Source organism: Ferrimonas sp. YFM, from assembly GCF_030296015.1.
In the GTDB taxonomy this organism is placed as follows: domain Bacteria; phylum Pseudomonadota; class Gammaproteobacteria; order Enterobacterales; family Shewanellaceae; genus Ferrimonas.
In genome coordinates this window covers 3,701,843-3,715,758 of record NZ_AP027368.1, presented here as the reverse complement: position 1 = coordinate 3,715,758, position 13,916 = coordinate 3,701,843, and the positions used below count along the sequence as shown (strand labels likewise).

Below are 13,916 nucleotides of genomic sequence, written 5' to 3'. Positions count from 1 at the left end.
CTGCGGGCCTCCCTGTCTCCTGGGCCTTCGGCATGGGATCAGGGGATCAGCACCAGCTTGCCCACATGTTGTTTGCTAAGGAACGCTTCCTGAGCCTGATGGATTTCGGACAGGGGGTAGGTGTTGGCGACCTGGGGAAGCAGTTCCCCCGCCTCTATATAGCGCAGCAGATTTTCGAACACCTCCCTGGGCTGTGCGGTGCAGCCGAGCAGGGTCAGGTCTTTGAGATACAGGGTGCGCACGTCCAACTCTACCAGGGGACCGGCAATGGCGCCGGCAACCGCATAGCGTCCTCCGGGTTTCAGCCCCTCAAGCAGAGTCGCGAACTCCGGGCCGGCCACCAGATCCACCACCACATCCAGGCTGTTTCCTTCGAGCTGTTCGGCCAGGGGCTGCTCTCTGCAGATGATCCCAGCCGCGCCCAGCTTGAGCAGGGCGGGCCCCTTGTGGGCGGAGGTGACGGCCCACACCTCGGCGCCGCGGCGCACCGCCAGCTGCATGGCGGCGCAGCCGACACCACCGGATGCGCCGGTGATCAGCACCCGCTCCCCGGCCCGGACCCTGGCCCGGTGCAGCATGTTCTCCGCCGTGGAATAGGCACAAGGGAAGGAGGCCAGCTCGGCGTCGCTCAGGGGGCTGTCTATTTTATAGGCTTCTGACGCACGGCACAGGGCGTACTCGGCAAAGGCGCCATCGCACTCCGAGCCCCAGGTGATCAGGTGGCTGCCATCAGCCGTCAGAGGATCCTGCATGGGGCGCACCAGCACCCGCTCGCCGACTCGCTTGGGGTCGACCCGCTCGCCGACCGCGAGAATCTCACCACAGCCATCGGCGCCCTGAATCCGTGGAAACTGCAAAGGCGTGCCGGACCAGGTGCCATCGGCGCCGGAGAGGCCTTCGAAGCCAATGTCTCCCCCGGCGCTGGTGGCCTGGGAGACCTCCTTGGAGTACCAGGCGATGCGGGTATTGATGTCGGTGTTGTTGATGCCTGCGGCCCCGATGCGGATCAGCACCTCCCCGGGGCCGGGCCTGGGAACGGGCAGGTCCCGTCGATATTGCAGCCTGTCCAGGCCACCGTGGCCAGTGAGCAGCACACCGCTCATGGTGCAGGGAAGGGGGGAGTCAGTCATAAAACCAGGCCTGGGTAAGCAATCGTTGAGATTAAGCCTAGGTGGCCTGCTATGATTTAGACAAACGAATTGTTCTGTATCATTGTTTAGCTTTTCTAAATGATGTGGTAATCAGGAGAGAAGATGGACGTATCGCAACCGAATGCCAGGGCGCTGCTGGACATGGAGCAGCTGAAGACCTTCTTGACGGTGGTACACAGTGGCGGGCTTAAGCCGGCGGCGGCCAGGGTGTGCCGTTCTCAGGGGGCGGTGAGTATGCAGCTGAAAAAGCTGGAAGCGCATCTGGGCACCAGATTGATGACCCGCACCAATCAGGGAATCCAGCTGACGCCGGCGGGTGAGACATTGAAGGAGTACGCTCAGCGGTTGGTGGATCTCAATGCCGCCACCCTCTCTGCCATAGGTCAGCCTCAGTTAACCGGGGCGCTGAGAATGGGCATCCCCAGTGACTATTTGCCGGCTCTGCTGCAGAGAGTCGTGGTGGCCCTGGCTCAGCACTTCCCAAAGCTTCAGCTCAGCGTCTTCTGTCGAAGAAGCCGGGAGTTGCAGTCGATGCTGGCGCTGGGCGAGCTGGATATGGCCATCGTCTCCGGATGTGCCTCTGCCGCTCAGGGCACTGAGCTGTGGCGCGAGGAGTTTGTCTGGTCAGGACGTGTATCCGTGGAGACAGGTCCGGCTCCGGTGGCGCTGTTCAGCGACGACTGCATTGTTCGCGATTGGGCGCTGGCCGATCTCAGGGAGTTAAAGATAGACCATCGACAGGTGCTCTCAACGCCGGACATGAACAATCTGTTGTCAGCAGTGGATGGCGGTTTTGCCTATGCTCTGGTCCCCCGTTCCGATGTGCAGTGGGAGGCAACGGCGCCTTTTGCCGATGTTGGCGCCAGATGGTTGTCTGTCAACCTGGTGCATCGACCCGGTTTGCAGGGGGAGTTGGTGAGTCGTATTGAGGAGTTGCTGATGAGTCAGGTGCGTCAGACCTGATCTGGACTGACCGTTTCCTTGACTGAGCAGGTAGGATGTTGAGCTTTTTCCTTAGAAAAAACGTGATCTGCGCAGGGGTGTTTGCGGCTGCCTGTGCGTGATGTTGGAAATTTCAGCAAAGGTGAGATCTGGGTCTCGCTCCTGCAGGCCATATCAATTGGTTATCATGTAATAAACTTTCAGAAATCGGCTTTTTTTCAAAAAAGATCACGATAAAGCTTGTAATAAAATTACATATCGGTATTATAGCAACTGTCGGGAGGCAACTCCCCCTAGTAAGGACCGAGTTGGTCTTCATCGTCTCAAAGGTTGAGACGTGAGTTTCTCCAAGGAATCGAGACCGCTGTGCCAAGGAACCGCACCACTTGTACTAGGTGTTAGCAACTTTATCGGAGAAAAGATTATGAACTACCCATTCGGTTATGACGTTACCCTGTACGGCTCCTGGTCCCAAGGCCAGTGGAACGCCACCAGCATCTACTACGCTGGCAAGAAGTAACGTTCGGCGGCACGCCCGCCACCTGCCTCGATGAGGCAAAGCGTCTCCAAGGAACCGAGTGCTGTGCCAGGGAACCGCACCACTAATTGACAATCAGTGTTAGCAACTTTAGGAGAACACCCTATGAATACCCAGTTTGAATACCAAGTCCGCCTGTACGGCACCTGGTCTGCTACCGACTGGAACGCATCTGCGCTCTACTACGCCGGTTAAGCAATCCACTCTGGCGGCGGAGCCGCCCATGCCTCAAAGCGCTGAGGCAGCATACTCTCCAAGGAACTGAGTCGTTGTGCCAAGGAACTGCACATTATTTGTGTTTGCAACGAATTTAGGAGAATGCCTTATGAACGCCCCATTCGATTACTCTGTGAATCTGATTGGCAGCTGGGCTAGCGCCAGCTGGAATGCGACCGCGATCTACTACGCTCGCTAAGCATCAACCTCGTGTAATTTCATCAGTTATTGGACCCCATCTGTGTCGTCGGCCCCTTTGGCCGGCGGAGTAAGGCCGAACATTTGTCATCCTTTGCGCCGGTAACCTTGTTGCCGGCGTTTTTTTATCCCTTTTCTCTGCATATCCCATCGATTTTCGCCACCTTGAGTGACAGTCAGATCTGCTCACCGGGATCACATTCCTGAGCATTTTCGCAACAGTTTCATGCTCCTTTTACTCCCTTCCCTTGCTGAGGGGGGGGGAAATCCGCATAATTGCGCCGCATCTGCCCCAGGCAGAAACTCTGTACCCCAAAATATTAAAAAATTAAAAATTAGGACATCCTATGATGGAAAAGCTCTTCAAGCTGAAGGCTCATGGGACCAGTGTGCGCCAAGAGGTGATCGCTGGCCTGACGACCTTCCTGGCTATGGCTTATATTATCTTCGTGAACCCCTCCATGCTGGAAATGGCTGGCATGGACTCAGGGGCTGTGTTCGTCGCCACCTGTCTGGCAGCCGCCATCGGTTGCTTTATCATGGGCTTTGTCGCCAACTACCCCATCGCTCTGGCACCCGGTATGGGCCTGAACGCCTTCTTCACCTTCGTGGTGGTGGGCCAGATGGGCTACTCCTGGCAGACCGCCCTGGGAGCGGTGTTCCTCTCCGGTATCTGCTTCCTGCTGCTCTCCCTGTTCAAGGTGCGTGAGTGGATCGTCAACGCCATTCCCATGTCTCTGCGTCTGGGCATCGCTGCCGGTATCGGTCTGTTTCTTGCCTTTATCGGCCTGCAAGGTGCCGGCATCATCGTCGATAACCCGGCTACCTTGGTGTCTCTGGGCGATGTGACCAAATTCGAGAGCATCATGGCGATGTTCAGCTTCCTGCTGGTGATCACCCTGGTGCACTTCCGCAACAAGGCGGCGGTGCTGATCAGCATCCTGGTGGTCAGTGCCGTGGCGGTTCTGACCGGCAAGCAGGAGTTCACCGGCATCATGTCCGCGCCACCCTCCATCACTCCGACCCTGATGCAGATGGATCTGGCCGGTGCCCTGGATGTGGGCATGGTCTCCGTGGTGTTTGCCTTCCTGTTTGTGGATCTGTTCGACACCTCAGGTACCCTGATTGCCGTGGCTCAGCGCGGCAACCTGCTGGACGACCGCGGCCGTCTGCCCCGGCTGCCCAAGGCGCTGTTTGCTGACTCCACCGCCACCATCGCCGGTGCCATGCTGGGGACCTCCACCACCACCAGTTACGTTGAGAGCACCGCGGGTGTGGCCTCCGGTGGCCGTACCGGCCTGACCGCCGTGGTGGTGGGCCTGATGTTCGTTGCCTGTCTGCTGTTCTCCCCTCTGGCGGGCATGGTGCCAGCTTACGCCACCACCGGCGCCCTGCTGTATGTGGCGATCCTGATGATGTCCGGCCTGGTGGGCGTGGACTGGGAAGATCTGACCGAAGCGGCGCCTGTGGTTCTGACCACCCTGGTGATGCTGCTCAGCTACTCCATCTCTCACGGCATCGCCGTTGGCTTTATCAGCTACGCGGCCCTGAAGCTGATGACCGGCCGGGTGAAAGAGCTGAACCCGGCAGTACTGGTGCTGGCACTGGCCTTTGTCGTCAAATACGCCGTGCTATAAAAAGCCTGTATAAAAAAGCAACGTATCGTGATGGGCGTCCCCTTTGGGGGCGCCTTTTCTCGTTTTTAAGATGAGCTTTGATCTGGCCTGGGTTATAAAGGAGGGATGAATTTTTATCAGTGATTCCGATGTCTTCTCTCTCTGTTCCCTACAAGCGCGTGGTGGTCAAGCTGGGTACCAGTGTCCTGACCTCAGGCGGAAACAGCCTGGACCGGGCCCACATGGTGGAGCTGGTCCGGCAGATGGCCCGCCTCAAGCGCGGCGGCTGCGAAATCATTCTGGTGACCTCAGGTGCCATTGCCGCCGGCCGTGAACACCTGGGGCAGCCGGACCTGCCCACCAGTGTGGCCAGCAAACAGATGCTGGCGGCGGTGGGTCAGAGCCACCTGATGCAAACCTGGGAGCACCTGTTCAACCTGTTCGATATGCACGTCGGCCAGATGTTGCTGACCCGGGCCGATCTCAATGACCGGGAGCGTTACCTCAATGCCCGGGACACCCTCAACGCCCTGCTGGATTTTGGCATCATCCCGGTGGTGAACGAGAATGATGCGGTGGCCACCGCCGAGATCAAGGTGGGGGACAACGACAACCTCTCCGCCCTGGTGGCGATGCTGGCGGACGCCGACAAACTGATCCTGCTGACCGATCAGAGTGGCTTGTTTACCGCCGATCCCCGCTCCAACCCGGATGCGCAGCTGATCAGCGAGGTCAACCGCATCACCGATGAGCTGCGCAAGCTGGCCGGTGGCAGTGGCACCAATCTGGGCACCGGAGGCATGGCCACCAAGCTGCAGGCGGCGGATGTGGCCCAGCGGGCCGGGATCCAGGTGGCCATCGCCGCCGGACACAGCGAAGGGGTGATCGAGCGGCTGGTGCGGGGGGAGTCGGTCGGCACCCGATTCTGTGCCGATGAAGCGCCCTTGGATGCCCGTAAGCAGTGGCTGTTGGCGGCGCCAGCGGCCAGCGGCTGTTTGACCGTGGACGAGGGGGCGGTTCGCGCCCTGGTGGAGAAGGGATCCAGCCTGCTGCCCAAGGGGATCACCGCCATCGACGGACGCTTCGAGCGCGGGGCGGCGGTCTCCATCTGCGACCCTAAGGGGCGAACCATAGGTCGAGGCATAGTGCGCTATGACCACATCAGCCTGACGCGCATCATCGGCTGCCATTCGGAGCAGATTGAGCAGCATCTGGGATTCAGCTACGGCACCGTGGCGGTGCATCGAAACGACTTGGTGATTCTATGACGACAGACTTACAACAGATGGGCCGTGACGCCCGTCGTGCCAGCTTTGCCCTGCTGAGTTTGGGCCGGGCCCAGAAAGATGCCCTGCTGCAGACCATCATCGAGCAGTTGCAGGCGCATCAGGCCACCATCCTTGAGGCCAACGCCGAGGATGTGAAGGAGGCCGAAGCCAACGGCATCAGTGGTGCCATGCTCGACCGTCTGCTGCTGACCCCGGAGCGGCTGACCGCCATCTGCGACGACATTCGTACCGTGATGGGCCTGCCGGATCCGGTCGGGGAGGATATCGACTCCAAGTTGCTGGAAAATGGCTTGCGCCTGAGCCGCCGCCGCATCCCTCTGGGGGTGCTGGGGGTGATCTACGAGGCGCGCCCCAATGTCACCATCGACGTGGCGGTACTGGCCCTTAAGACCGGCAATGCCGCCATCCTGCGTGGGGGCAAGGAGACCCTGCGCTCCAACCTGGCCCTGGTGGCGGTACTGCACCGGGCGCTGAAGGCCCACGGCCTGCCCAAAGCGGCCATCGGCCTAATTGCGGATCCGGACCGGGCCCTGGTGGCTCAGCTGCTGAAGCTGGACACCCACGTGGACATGATCATCCCCCGTGGTGGGGCTGGCCTGCATCAGCTGTGTAAGGAGCAAGCCACCATCCCGGTGATCACCGGCGGCATCGGCATCTGCCACCTGTTTGTGGACAGCAGCGCCGACCTGATGCGTGCCCTGGACGTGATTGAAAATGCCAAGGTGCAGCGCCCGACGGTGTGCAATGCCCTGGACACCCTGCTGGTGCATCAGGCCGTGGCCGCCGAGCTGTTGCCCAAGGTGAAATCCAGGCTGGCCCCTCAGGGGGTGACCCTCAAAGGCTGCGAGTCCAGCCGCTCACACATCGACATTGACGCCGCCGGCGAGGGCGATTTCGACCGCGAGTGGCTGTCTCTGACTCTGGGCATCAAGGTGGTGGCCGATGTGGATGAGGCCATTGAGCACATCCGCAGCCACTCCAGTGACCACTCCGAGTCGATCCTCACCCAGGATATGACCAACGCCAACTACTTTGCGGCCAGCATCAATTCGGCGGCGGTGTACGTCAATGCCAGCACCCGCTTTACCGACGGCAGCCAGTTTGGCCTGGGGGCCGAGGTGGCGGTAAGCACCCAGAAGCTGCATGCCCGCGGTCCCATGGGGCTGGAAGCCCTGACCACCTATAAGTGGTTGGCCGAAGGGGATTACCACATCCGCGGATAACTCTTTAAATGCCGGGTTAGTGTAGCTACACTAGCCCGGTTATCTATGCGGAAAAACCCATGAAATATCAGCATCGTCCTTTGGTTCGTCTCACCAATCGCATCGGCATCGCCGCCCTGGCTCTGCTGGTGTTGCCCTCTCTGGTGGCGGCCCTGGCGTTTCGTGGCGAAGCGGGTGAGCACTTCAGTTTTCTCAATCACAGCCTGTCTGAACTGGGCCGTTATGGTGAGACTTCGCCGATGGCGGTGATGGTCAATGGCGGGTTGTTCTTTGGCGGCTTGGCGCTGAGCCTGTCGTTTATCTTTTCTAACTGGCTGATTAACAGGAAATTCCGCTCGCCGTTGCTGGTGTGTGGGGTGCTGTTGAGTCTGTGTCTGTCCGGCTGCGGGCTGTTTCCGGTGAACGTGGGTAATTTGCACTCCAAGGCGATGATGGCCTTCTATGTGATGACCATCCTCTGTGCCCTGGTGTACTGCCGTTCCATCTTGATGGACAAGCCGCCGCGCTGGGGGGTGATTCCCGCGGTGGCGGCGGCGTCTCTGGCCACCACCCTGTTGTTGCGTCAGGATGCCCTGATGGTGTTGCAGGATCGCTACCCCTACGGCCTGTTTGGCGAAGTGCGTCCTACGATATGGTGGCCAGCCCTTACAGGCTGGCTGCTGCTGTTGTGCGTAACCCTGTGGCTGTTTTATGCCCTGGTATTGGTATTTCGCGACGCAGACGAGACGCCCCCCCTGGATGGCTGAGCGCCTCCAGGCTCTGTAACCACTCTCCCTGCGCCCAGGGGCCGGGGATGATCCTCAGCCAGCTGGCGCCCGCCTGTTGCCAGTGTGCCAGGCTGTCCAGCCTGTCTACCGGTTTGACGCCGTGATTCTGTGGTCCGTTGAGCAGCAGCAGAGGCTCCTGTTCCAGGGTGCTGGCCATGGGCACCGGGTGGTGCTGGCACACCTTGTCACAGTGCTCCTTATTGCGGCCATGAATTCGGGCAGTGGCGCAGCGGGCGGAGACCGCCAGTTGTGGCCAGCCGAAGCCGAGGATCTCCCCCTCCAGCCCCAGCTCATTGCCCGCTTCCAGCAGCAGTGCCATGTTCTCTTCGCTCATGTCGATGGGGGGCTGGTAGCCCATGGCCCCCAGCCTGGCGATCCACGCCAGGCTCTCTTTGTTGTAGATGTTGAGGTTGGCCCCGGCCCAGAACGGCTGATCCAGGTCTTTGAGCAGGGAGGCGGCGGTCAGGTCATTGGCTTCCACCATCAGGGAGTGCTGGCCACACACCTGTTCCACCAGCTTGAGCTCCCGCGGACCATTGACCAGGTTCAGGCTGGCCAGCACCACCTGAATGCCTCTGGACTGGGCAACCTCGGCCACCTCAAGCAGGGTGCGCAGGGAGGGGCGATCCCGTTTTTCGCAGACGGTTTCCCCGAGGACGATGCGCGCCACCGGCGCCTGGGTCAGGGTATCCAGCTGCTGGTTTTGTTGCTGACGGGTCAGGGGCCAGCAGTTGAGGGTCAGTGACAGTTTCATAGGGCCTCCTAGTGCCAGCTGCTCAGATAGGCGCCGGCGGTCACCAGGCCGCCTTCCGCCAGGGGTTTGAGCTGCAGATGCCATCCTGGCTCGCTTCGGTAATGCTCGGGATCCGCCAGCCAGCGGTCGATGGCTTCGCGCCACAGCCGGGTGACCTGACGGGTGTAATAGGGGCTGCGCTGCCGCCCTTCCAGTTTCAGGGCCGCCACCCCGGCTCGACCAAAGCGCGCCAGCAGCGGCAGGGTGGAGAGGGAGCAGGGGCGGGAGATGGGGTAGAGAGGCTTGCCCTCCACCAGGTACTGGCCCTTGCAAACCGTCGGGTAGCCGCCGGCCTCCCCGGGTTGCACCTTGTCCAGCAGGTGACCGTCCAGGCGAACGTGGCGTTCACCCTGATGCTCTTCCCAACTGACCAGGCTGCCTGGAGAGCAGGCGCCGCCTGAGTTGGGGGAGTGACCGCTGACATAGTGGGAGAGTTGGCAGCGTCCCTCGGCCATGACGCACAGGCTGCCGCCGGCGAACACCTCGATCTCCACCGGGCTTTCGGCACAGATCGCTTCCACGGTATCGATGTCCAGTACCCTGGGCAGCACCGCTCGGGTGATGCCAAACTCCCGGTGAAACAGTTTCAGGGTGGGCAGATTGGCGGCGCTGGCCTGTACCGACAGGTGGCGTTCTACCTCGGGGTAGTGCTTCTGGGCGAAGGCGAGCAGGCCGGGGTCGGCCATGATCAGCGCCTGGACGCCGGCCTCGGCGGCCACCGCCACCGCGTCCTGCCAACGGGACTCCTGGCCCGGTTGAGGGAAGGTGTTGATGGCCACCATCAGGGCCTTCTCCCGGCTCTGGCAGCGGCGGGCGGCCTCCTCAAGCTCTTGTGGGGTGAAGTTGATGCCGGCAAAGCGGCGGGCATTGGTGTCGTTCTTTAATCCGACATAGACGGCGTCGGCGCCCGCATCCAGGGCGTTGTCCAAGGCGGCCAGGTTGGCCACAGGAGCAAGCAGTTCCATTGTCCTTGTTCCAGGTTCCAGTATTGCGTCGTGTCACTCTACCCAAACCAACAAACCAGACTTTGATCCTGAACACTGATTGTGATGAATGCCCTGTTTACAATGTGTTTTTTGATCTGTGAATGGATTTCAGACCGCTATGAATCTGCCTAAACCGCCGGTTGCTCCCGTGGCACTGGCCCTGACGCCCCTGCTGACTCATCGTTTTGGTGAACTGGTTCGCCAAGGAGAGCTGGCGTTTCTTGAGGGACGACGCATCGCCATCGCACTCAATGGCGCCCCCTGGGCCCTGGCTCTGGGCCTGGAGCAGGGACAGTGGCAGGTGGAGTGGGCCAAAGGCGATGAGCCGGCGCAGCTTCAGGGGAGCCTGAAAGCCTTTGCCATCCTGGCCTGTGGCGAGGGAGACGCCGATGGACTGTTTTTCCAGCGGGAGCTGGAGATGCGGGGTGAGACAGAACTGGCGATGGAGCTTAAGGCCCTGCTGGGGCGGGTGAGTCTGTTGCCACCTGTGCCAGAGCCGGTTCTGGCGGCACTGGCCAGGCTCAGGACTATGCCTTTCCTGTCAGGATCAGGTATTTAGCCATCAGGGTGGCGTCGTCTTCCGGATGCTTGGGATCCGGGTCGATGCAGTCGATGGGGCAGACACTGACGCAGGTGGGTTTGTCGTAGTGGCCGACGCACTCGGTGCAGCGGTCAGGATCGATCTCATAGATCTCCTCACCCATGGTGATCGCCTGGTTGGGACACTCAGGTTCGCACATGTCGCAGTTGATGCAGCTGTCGAGAATGATTAGGGCCATGTCTACGTCTGTCGGTTATCGCTAAGGGCGGCGACTTTACCATAAGTTTAGCTGGGCAACAAAAGCGTGCTGCGCTTGACGTGGCGGCGGGGGCGGGTTTCTTTCTGTCGTCGGTGTGAGCCGCTGCCGACTCACATTGCCTGCCAAAGAGGTCAGGCATTGTGGTCATCATGGAGGCACCCGGTGACGTGAAGTGCCGGTGCACCTGGGCGACATCTCAGCCTTTCAACGTCATCCTCCCTTCTCTTCTTCTATAAATGTCTGCTTTTTAAGTCTTATTGTCTCGGTCTTGCTGCTCTGCCAAGGTGCAGGCGCTGAGCCCTTGTGGCTGAGTTTATGGGAGGTCCGGGGAAGAGCGCCTTGCGGGGCGCCGCTGCTCGGCGCGTCTTTGTCGTCTTTACTTGTTGGGCAACCGACACGGGGTCGGTTGATTCCAAGACCCATTATACAAGGAAGAGACAATGGCGATTACCTATGAGTTTGATACCAATGCCTGCGGCGCCGATGCCCGTGTACTCAAGCTGAGCAACAATGGCCCGGAGGTGTCCCTGAACCTGGGCGGTGCCAACGCCTTTGAAACCGAGATCCAGGGTGGCATCAGCACCCTGACCCCGCCCAAGGGCAAGTACTGGCATGTGGACATGAACACCGCCACCGGCGGGGTCTCCCTGGGCGGCACCCATGGCCCGGTGATCATGCCCTGCGGCTCCTCGGTACAGTGGTATCTGTCTGACCTGTGATGCCGCGAGAGAAACCGAAAAAAGGCGCCCTGAGGCGCCTTTTCTGTGTGCGATAACCGGTTAGGCCGGTTTGACCGGGTTGCGGGTGGTCTGCCCTTCATCCAGGTTGCGCATCAGGATGGCGTGGCTCAGATCCAGCTCTTCGGGCAGAGGCAGATAAACGGTATGGCCATTGCCCGGGGCAATCTCCATCTTCTCGCCCTTGCGGTTCTCGATGTGCTCCAGGTTGAAGTTGAGGTTGCCCGCCGGGGTCATCAGTTCAACGCTGTTGCCCGCTTCGAAGCGGTTTTTCACCAGTACCTCTGCCAGACCCTGAGCGTTGCGCTCGCCGGTCAGCTCGCCGACAAACTGCTGCTTCTCGGAGACCGAGTAGCCATAGTCGTAGTTCTGGTACTCGTCGTGGGTGTGACGGCGCAGGAAGCCCTCGGTGTAGCCGCGGTGGGCCAGGGATTCCAGGGAGAGCATCAGGTTGGGGTCGAAAGGACGGCCGGCGGCGGCATCGTCGATGGCCTTGCGATAGAGCTGGGCGGTGCGGGCCACGTAGTAGAAGCTCTTGGTCCGGCCTTCGATCTTCAGGGAGTGCACCCCCATCTTGGCCAGGCGCTCCACGTGCTGGATGGCACGCAGGTCCTTGGAGTTCATGATGTAGGTGCCGTGCTCATCCTCGAAGGCGGGCATGTACTCGCCGGGGCGGTTGGCTTCCTGCAGCAGCACCACCTGATCGCTGGTGGGACCCTGGCCCAGGGTGGGCTCTATCATCTGCACGCCGTTGTCGGCAGGGTTGACCGCCACCACGTCGCCGGACTCGTTCTCCTTGGCGTCGTGGACGTTGTAGTTCCAGCGACAGGCGTTGGTGCAGGTGCCCTGGTTGGGGTCGCGCTTATTGATGTAGCCGGAGAGCAGGCAGCGGCCGGAGTAGGCCATGCACAGGGCGCCGTGAACGAACACCTCCAGCTCCATCTCGGGGCACTGCTGGCGGATCTCTTCGATCTCATCCAGAGAGAGCTCCCGGGAAAGGATAACCCGATCGATCCCCTGGCGCTCCCAGAACTTGACGCTGGCCCAGTTGATGGCGTTGGCCTGCACCGACAGATGGATGCTCTGCTCGGGGAAGGCGTCTTTTACCATCATGATCAGCCCGGGATCGGACATGATCAGCGCATCCGGCTTCATCTGAATCACCGGCTCAATGTCGCGCAGGTAGGTTTTCAGCTTGGAGTTGTGAGGAGCGATGTTCGACACCACATACAGCTTCTTGCCCAGCTGGTGGGCCTCGTCGATACCCGTAGCCAGGTTGTCCAGGTTGAAGTCATTGTTGCGCACCCTCAGGCTGTAACGGGGCTGACCGGCGTAGACCGCATCGGCACCGTAGGCGAAGGCGTAGCGCATATTTTTCAAAGTCCCGGCTGGGGACAGCAGTTCTGGCTTAAACATGGTGTTCCTAAAGCTCCTCAAGGCGGCGGGCATTCTACAAATGGCCGCCTCCGGATGCAAATTTTGATTATAAAGTAGCCGCTAATTTTGTGTGGTTACTAGGGTGTGTTTATCTTTGGTGTTTAGAATTTGGCCGAGGATGACGACGACTAATCAAGGAGTTCGATTGTGGGCATAGTTGCTCTACGTCAAAATCGAACGACGATGAGTAGTTGTCGTCAGTCCGGCCCCGAAGGGCGCTCTGTTTAGCCAAGGTAGCAATCCATTTGGAAGATAGTGCTATCAATTCGAGGCCTCGGCGACCGGGTGCTGGCGCAAAAATATTCAGCAAAGGTCAACACACCCTACTGTCGTGCCAGTCGGATATTCGCGGGCACCGGTTCGAAGTCGCTGCGGTAGGGGTTGATGTCCAGGCCACCGCGACGGGTGTAGCGGGCATAGACGGTCAGCTTTTCGCAGCCGCAGTAACGTTTGAGATCCATAAAGATCCGCTCCACACACTGCTCATGGAACTCGTTGTGGCGACGGAAACTGATGAGGTAGCGCAGCAGCTTTTCCCGGTCGATGGCTTGCCCTTGGTAACGGATCAGCACGCTGCCCCAGTCGGGTTGGGAGGTGATCAGGCAGTTGGACTTGAGCAGGTTGGAGCGCAGGGTTTCCTCCACCTTGTCTCCAGTGGCCGCGTCTTGCAGATAGTCCGGATTGAACTCGTAGTCGTCGATGGCGATGTCCAGATCATCGATCAGCTCACCTTCCAGCTCGGCGACCTGCTCTGCTTCAAACTCCGCGGGCAGCAGTATACGAACACTCACTTTGCCCTGAGCGCATTCGGACAGGTCCTTGGTCAGGGCTTGCTGCACCGCGTCGACACTGTCGAATTTGGTCTGGTTGAAGCTGTTGAGGTAGAGCTTGAAGGATTTAGACTCCACCAGGTTCTTGGAGGTCACCGGCAGGGTAAAATGGGCGATGGCCACCATGGGCTTGCCTTTGCCATTCAGCCAGGAGAGTTCGAAACCTGTCCAGACATCGGCGCCGTCAAAGGGCAGCGCATCGTCCAGGCCGATGGCATCCCGGTTCAACTGGCGCGGCACGCCCTGCAGCAGTTCAGGGGCGTAATGGTCCTGGTACTGGGTCTGGTGGCCCAGAGTCAGCCCCTCGAGGGCTTCGGCGCCCTGATAGGGATCGTGGTGATCTGTCATAGTGATTCCGAAACGTGGCACAATATCCCGCTATTCTAACCCAGA

At 60.1% G+C, this 13,916-nt stretch carries 13 protein-coding genes; 7 read left to right on the top strand and 6 right to left on the bottom strand.

The annotated features are described in order from the left end of the window. Positions 1–38: 38 nt before the first annotated feature. Positions 39–1,130: an alcohol dehydrogenase family protein gene (locus QUE41_RS17140; RefSeq protein ID WP_286340205.1), complete on the bottom strand. Its 1,092-nt coding sequence runs from the start codon at positions 1,128–1,130 to the stop codon at positions 39–41. Positions 1,131–1,253: 123 nt separating this feature from the next. Between QUE41_RS17140 and QUE41_RS17135 the strand changes: the two genes are divergently transcribed. From QUE41_RS17135 to QUE41_RS17115, 5 genes are all read left to right on the top strand, one after another. Then, positions 1,254–2,114 carry a LysR family transcriptional regulator gene (locus QUE41_RS17135; RefSeq protein WP_286340204.1) on the top strand — a complete coding sequence of 287 codons (861 nt, stop codon included), beginning with the start codon at positions 1,254–1,256 and terminating at the stop codon, positions 2,112–2,114. A 1,278-nt stretch (positions 2,115–3,392) separates the two neighbouring features. Then, the gene (locus tag QUE41_RS17130) at positions 3,393–4,682 is read left to right on the top strand and encodes an NCS2 family permease (protein WP_286340203.1); all 1,290 of its coding nucleotides are present in this window, start codon (positions 3,393–3,395) and stop codon (positions 4,680–4,682) included. Positions 4,683–4,810: 128 nt separating this feature from the next. Next, positions 4,811–5,929 carry a glutamate 5-kinase gene (proB, locus tag QUE41_RS17125; protein ID WP_286340202.1) on the top strand — a complete coding sequence of 373 codons (1,119 nt, stop codon included), beginning with the start codon at positions 4,811–4,813 and terminating at the stop codon, positions 5,927–5,929. After that, on the top strand, positions 5,926–7,173 hold the full coding sequence (locus QUE41_RS17120; RefSeq protein WP_286340201.1) for a glutamate-5-semialdehyde dehydrogenase: 1,248 nt from the start codon (positions 5,926–5,928) through the stop codon (positions 7,171–7,173). Before proB ends, QUE41_RS17120 begins: the two co-directional genes overlap by 4 nt. Positions 7,174–7,232: 59 nt before the next feature. Continuing rightward, positions 7,233–7,919 (top strand): hypothetical protein, encoded by a 687-nt coding sequence (locus tag QUE41_RS17115; protein ID WP_286340200.1) that lies wholly within the window; start codon positions 7,233–7,235, stop codon positions 7,917–7,919. Here the strand turns inward: QUE41_RS17115 and QUE41_RS17110 are convergent. Further along, entirely contained in the window at positions 7,819–8,694 is an 876-nt protein-coding gene (locus QUE41_RS17110) for a U32 family peptidase (protein ID WP_286340199.1), read from the bottom strand. The two genes, QUE41_RS17115 and QUE41_RS17110, sit on opposite strands and share 101 nt — an antisense overlap. A gap of 8 nt (positions 8,695–8,702) precedes the next feature. Beyond that, positions 8,703–9,698, bottom strand: a complete 996-nt coding sequence (ubiU, locus tag QUE41_RS17105; protein ID WP_286340198.1) for a ubiquinone anaerobic biosynthesis protein UbiU — start codon at positions 9,696–9,698, stop codon at positions 8,703–8,705. A 139-nt stretch (positions 9,699–9,837) separates the two neighbouring features. Between ubiU and ubiT the strand changes: the two genes are divergently transcribed. After that, a complete protein-coding gene (gene ubiT / locus QUE41_RS17100) occupies positions 9,838–10,278 on the top strand; it encodes a ubiquinone anaerobic biosynthesis accessory factor UbiT (RefSeq protein ID WP_286340197.1) in 441 nt (146 codons plus the stop codon). On the opposite strand, the gene QUE41_RS17095 is transcribed toward ubiT, so the two are convergent. Then, positions 10,247–10,498, bottom strand: a complete 252-nt coding sequence (locus QUE41_RS17095) for a YfhL family 4Fe-4S dicluster ferredoxin (protein WP_028110846.1) — start codon at positions 10,496–10,498, stop codon at positions 10,247–10,249. The genes ubiT and QUE41_RS17095 overlap by 32 nt on opposite strands. A 461-nt stretch (positions 10,499–10,959) precedes the next feature. On the opposite strand from QUE41_RS17095, the gene QUE41_RS17090 reads away from it, so the two are divergent. Then, on the top strand, positions 10,960–11,238 hold the full coding sequence (locus tag QUE41_RS17090) for a hypothetical protein (RefSeq protein ID WP_286340196.1): 279 nt from the start codon (positions 10,960–10,962) through the stop codon (positions 11,236–11,238). A 60-nt stretch (positions 11,239–11,298) separates the two neighbouring features. Here QUE41_RS17090 and trhP read toward each other — a convergent pair whose 3' ends face one another. Together trhP and queF are read right to left on the bottom strand one after the other, a co-directional pair. Further along, entirely contained in the window at positions 11,299–12,672 is a 1,374-nt protein-coding gene (gene trhP, locus QUE41_RS17085) for a prephenate-dependent tRNA uridine(34) hydroxylase TrhP (protein ID WP_286340195.1), read from the bottom strand. 344 nt (positions 12,673–13,016) lie between these two features. Then, the gene (gene queF, locus QUE41_RS17080; protein ID WP_286340194.1) at positions 13,017–13,871 is read right to left on the bottom strand and encodes an NADPH-dependent 7-cyano-7-deazaguanine reductase QueF; all 855 of its coding nucleotides are present in this window, start codon (positions 13,869–13,871) and stop codon (positions 13,017–13,019) included. Positions 13,872–13,916 lie beyond the last annotated feature (45 nt).

What these genes read in the sequence shown, in the direction of transcription:
- QUE41_RS17095 (WP_028110846.1), bottom strand. Translation starts at nt 10,498, where the DNA reads ATGGCCCTAATCATTCTCGACAGCTGCATCAACTGCGACATGTGCGAA.
- QUE41_RS17135 (WP_286340204.1), top strand. Translation starts at nt 1,254, where the DNA reads ATGGACGTATCGCAACCGAATGCCAGGGCGCTGCTGGACATGGAGCAG.
- QUE41_RS17115 (WP_286340200.1), top strand. Translation starts at nt 7,233, where the DNA reads ATGAAATATCAGCATCGTCCTTTGGTTCGTCTCACCAATCGCATCGGC.
- ubiU (WP_286340198.1), bottom strand. Translation starts at nt 9,698, where the DNA reads ATGGAACTGCTTGCTCCTGTGGCCAACCTGGCCGCCTTGGACAACGCC.
- ubiT (WP_286340197.1), top strand. Translation starts at nt 9,838, where the DNA reads ATGAATCTGCCTAAACCGCCGGTTGCTCCCGTGGCACTGGCCCTGACG.
- trhP (WP_286340195.1), bottom strand. Translation starts at nt 12,672, where the DNA reads ATGTTTAAGCCAGAACTGCTGTCCCCAGCCGGGACTTTGAAAAATATG.
- QUE41_RS17120 (WP_286340201.1), top strand. Translation starts at nt 5,926, where the DNA reads ATGACGACAGACTTACAACAGATGGGCCGTGACGCCCGTCGTGCCAGC.
- proB (WP_286340202.1), top strand. Translation starts at nt 4,811, where the DNA reads ATGTCTTCTCTCTCTGTTCCCTACAAGCGCGTGGTGGTCAAGCTGGGT.
- QUE41_RS17130 (WP_286340203.1), top strand. Translation starts at nt 3,393, where the DNA reads ATGATGGAAAAGCTCTTCAAGCTGAAGGCTCATGGGACCAGTGTGCGC.
- QUE41_RS17110 (WP_286340199.1), bottom strand. Translation starts at nt 8,694, where the DNA reads ATGAAACTGTCACTGACCCTCAACTGCTGGCCCCTGACCCGTCAGCAA.
- QUE41_RS17140 (WP_286340205.1), bottom strand. Translation starts at nt 1,130, where the DNA reads ATGACTGACTCCCCCCTTCCCTGCACCATGAGCGGTGTGCTGCTCACT.
- queF (WP_286340194.1), bottom strand. Translation starts at nt 13,871, where the DNA reads ATGACAGATCACCACGATCCCTATCAGGGCGCCGAAGCCCTCGAGGGG.
- QUE41_RS17090 (WP_286340196.1), top strand. Translation starts at nt 10,960, where the DNA reads ATGGCGATTACCTATGAGTTTGATACCAATGCCTGCGGCGCCGATGCC.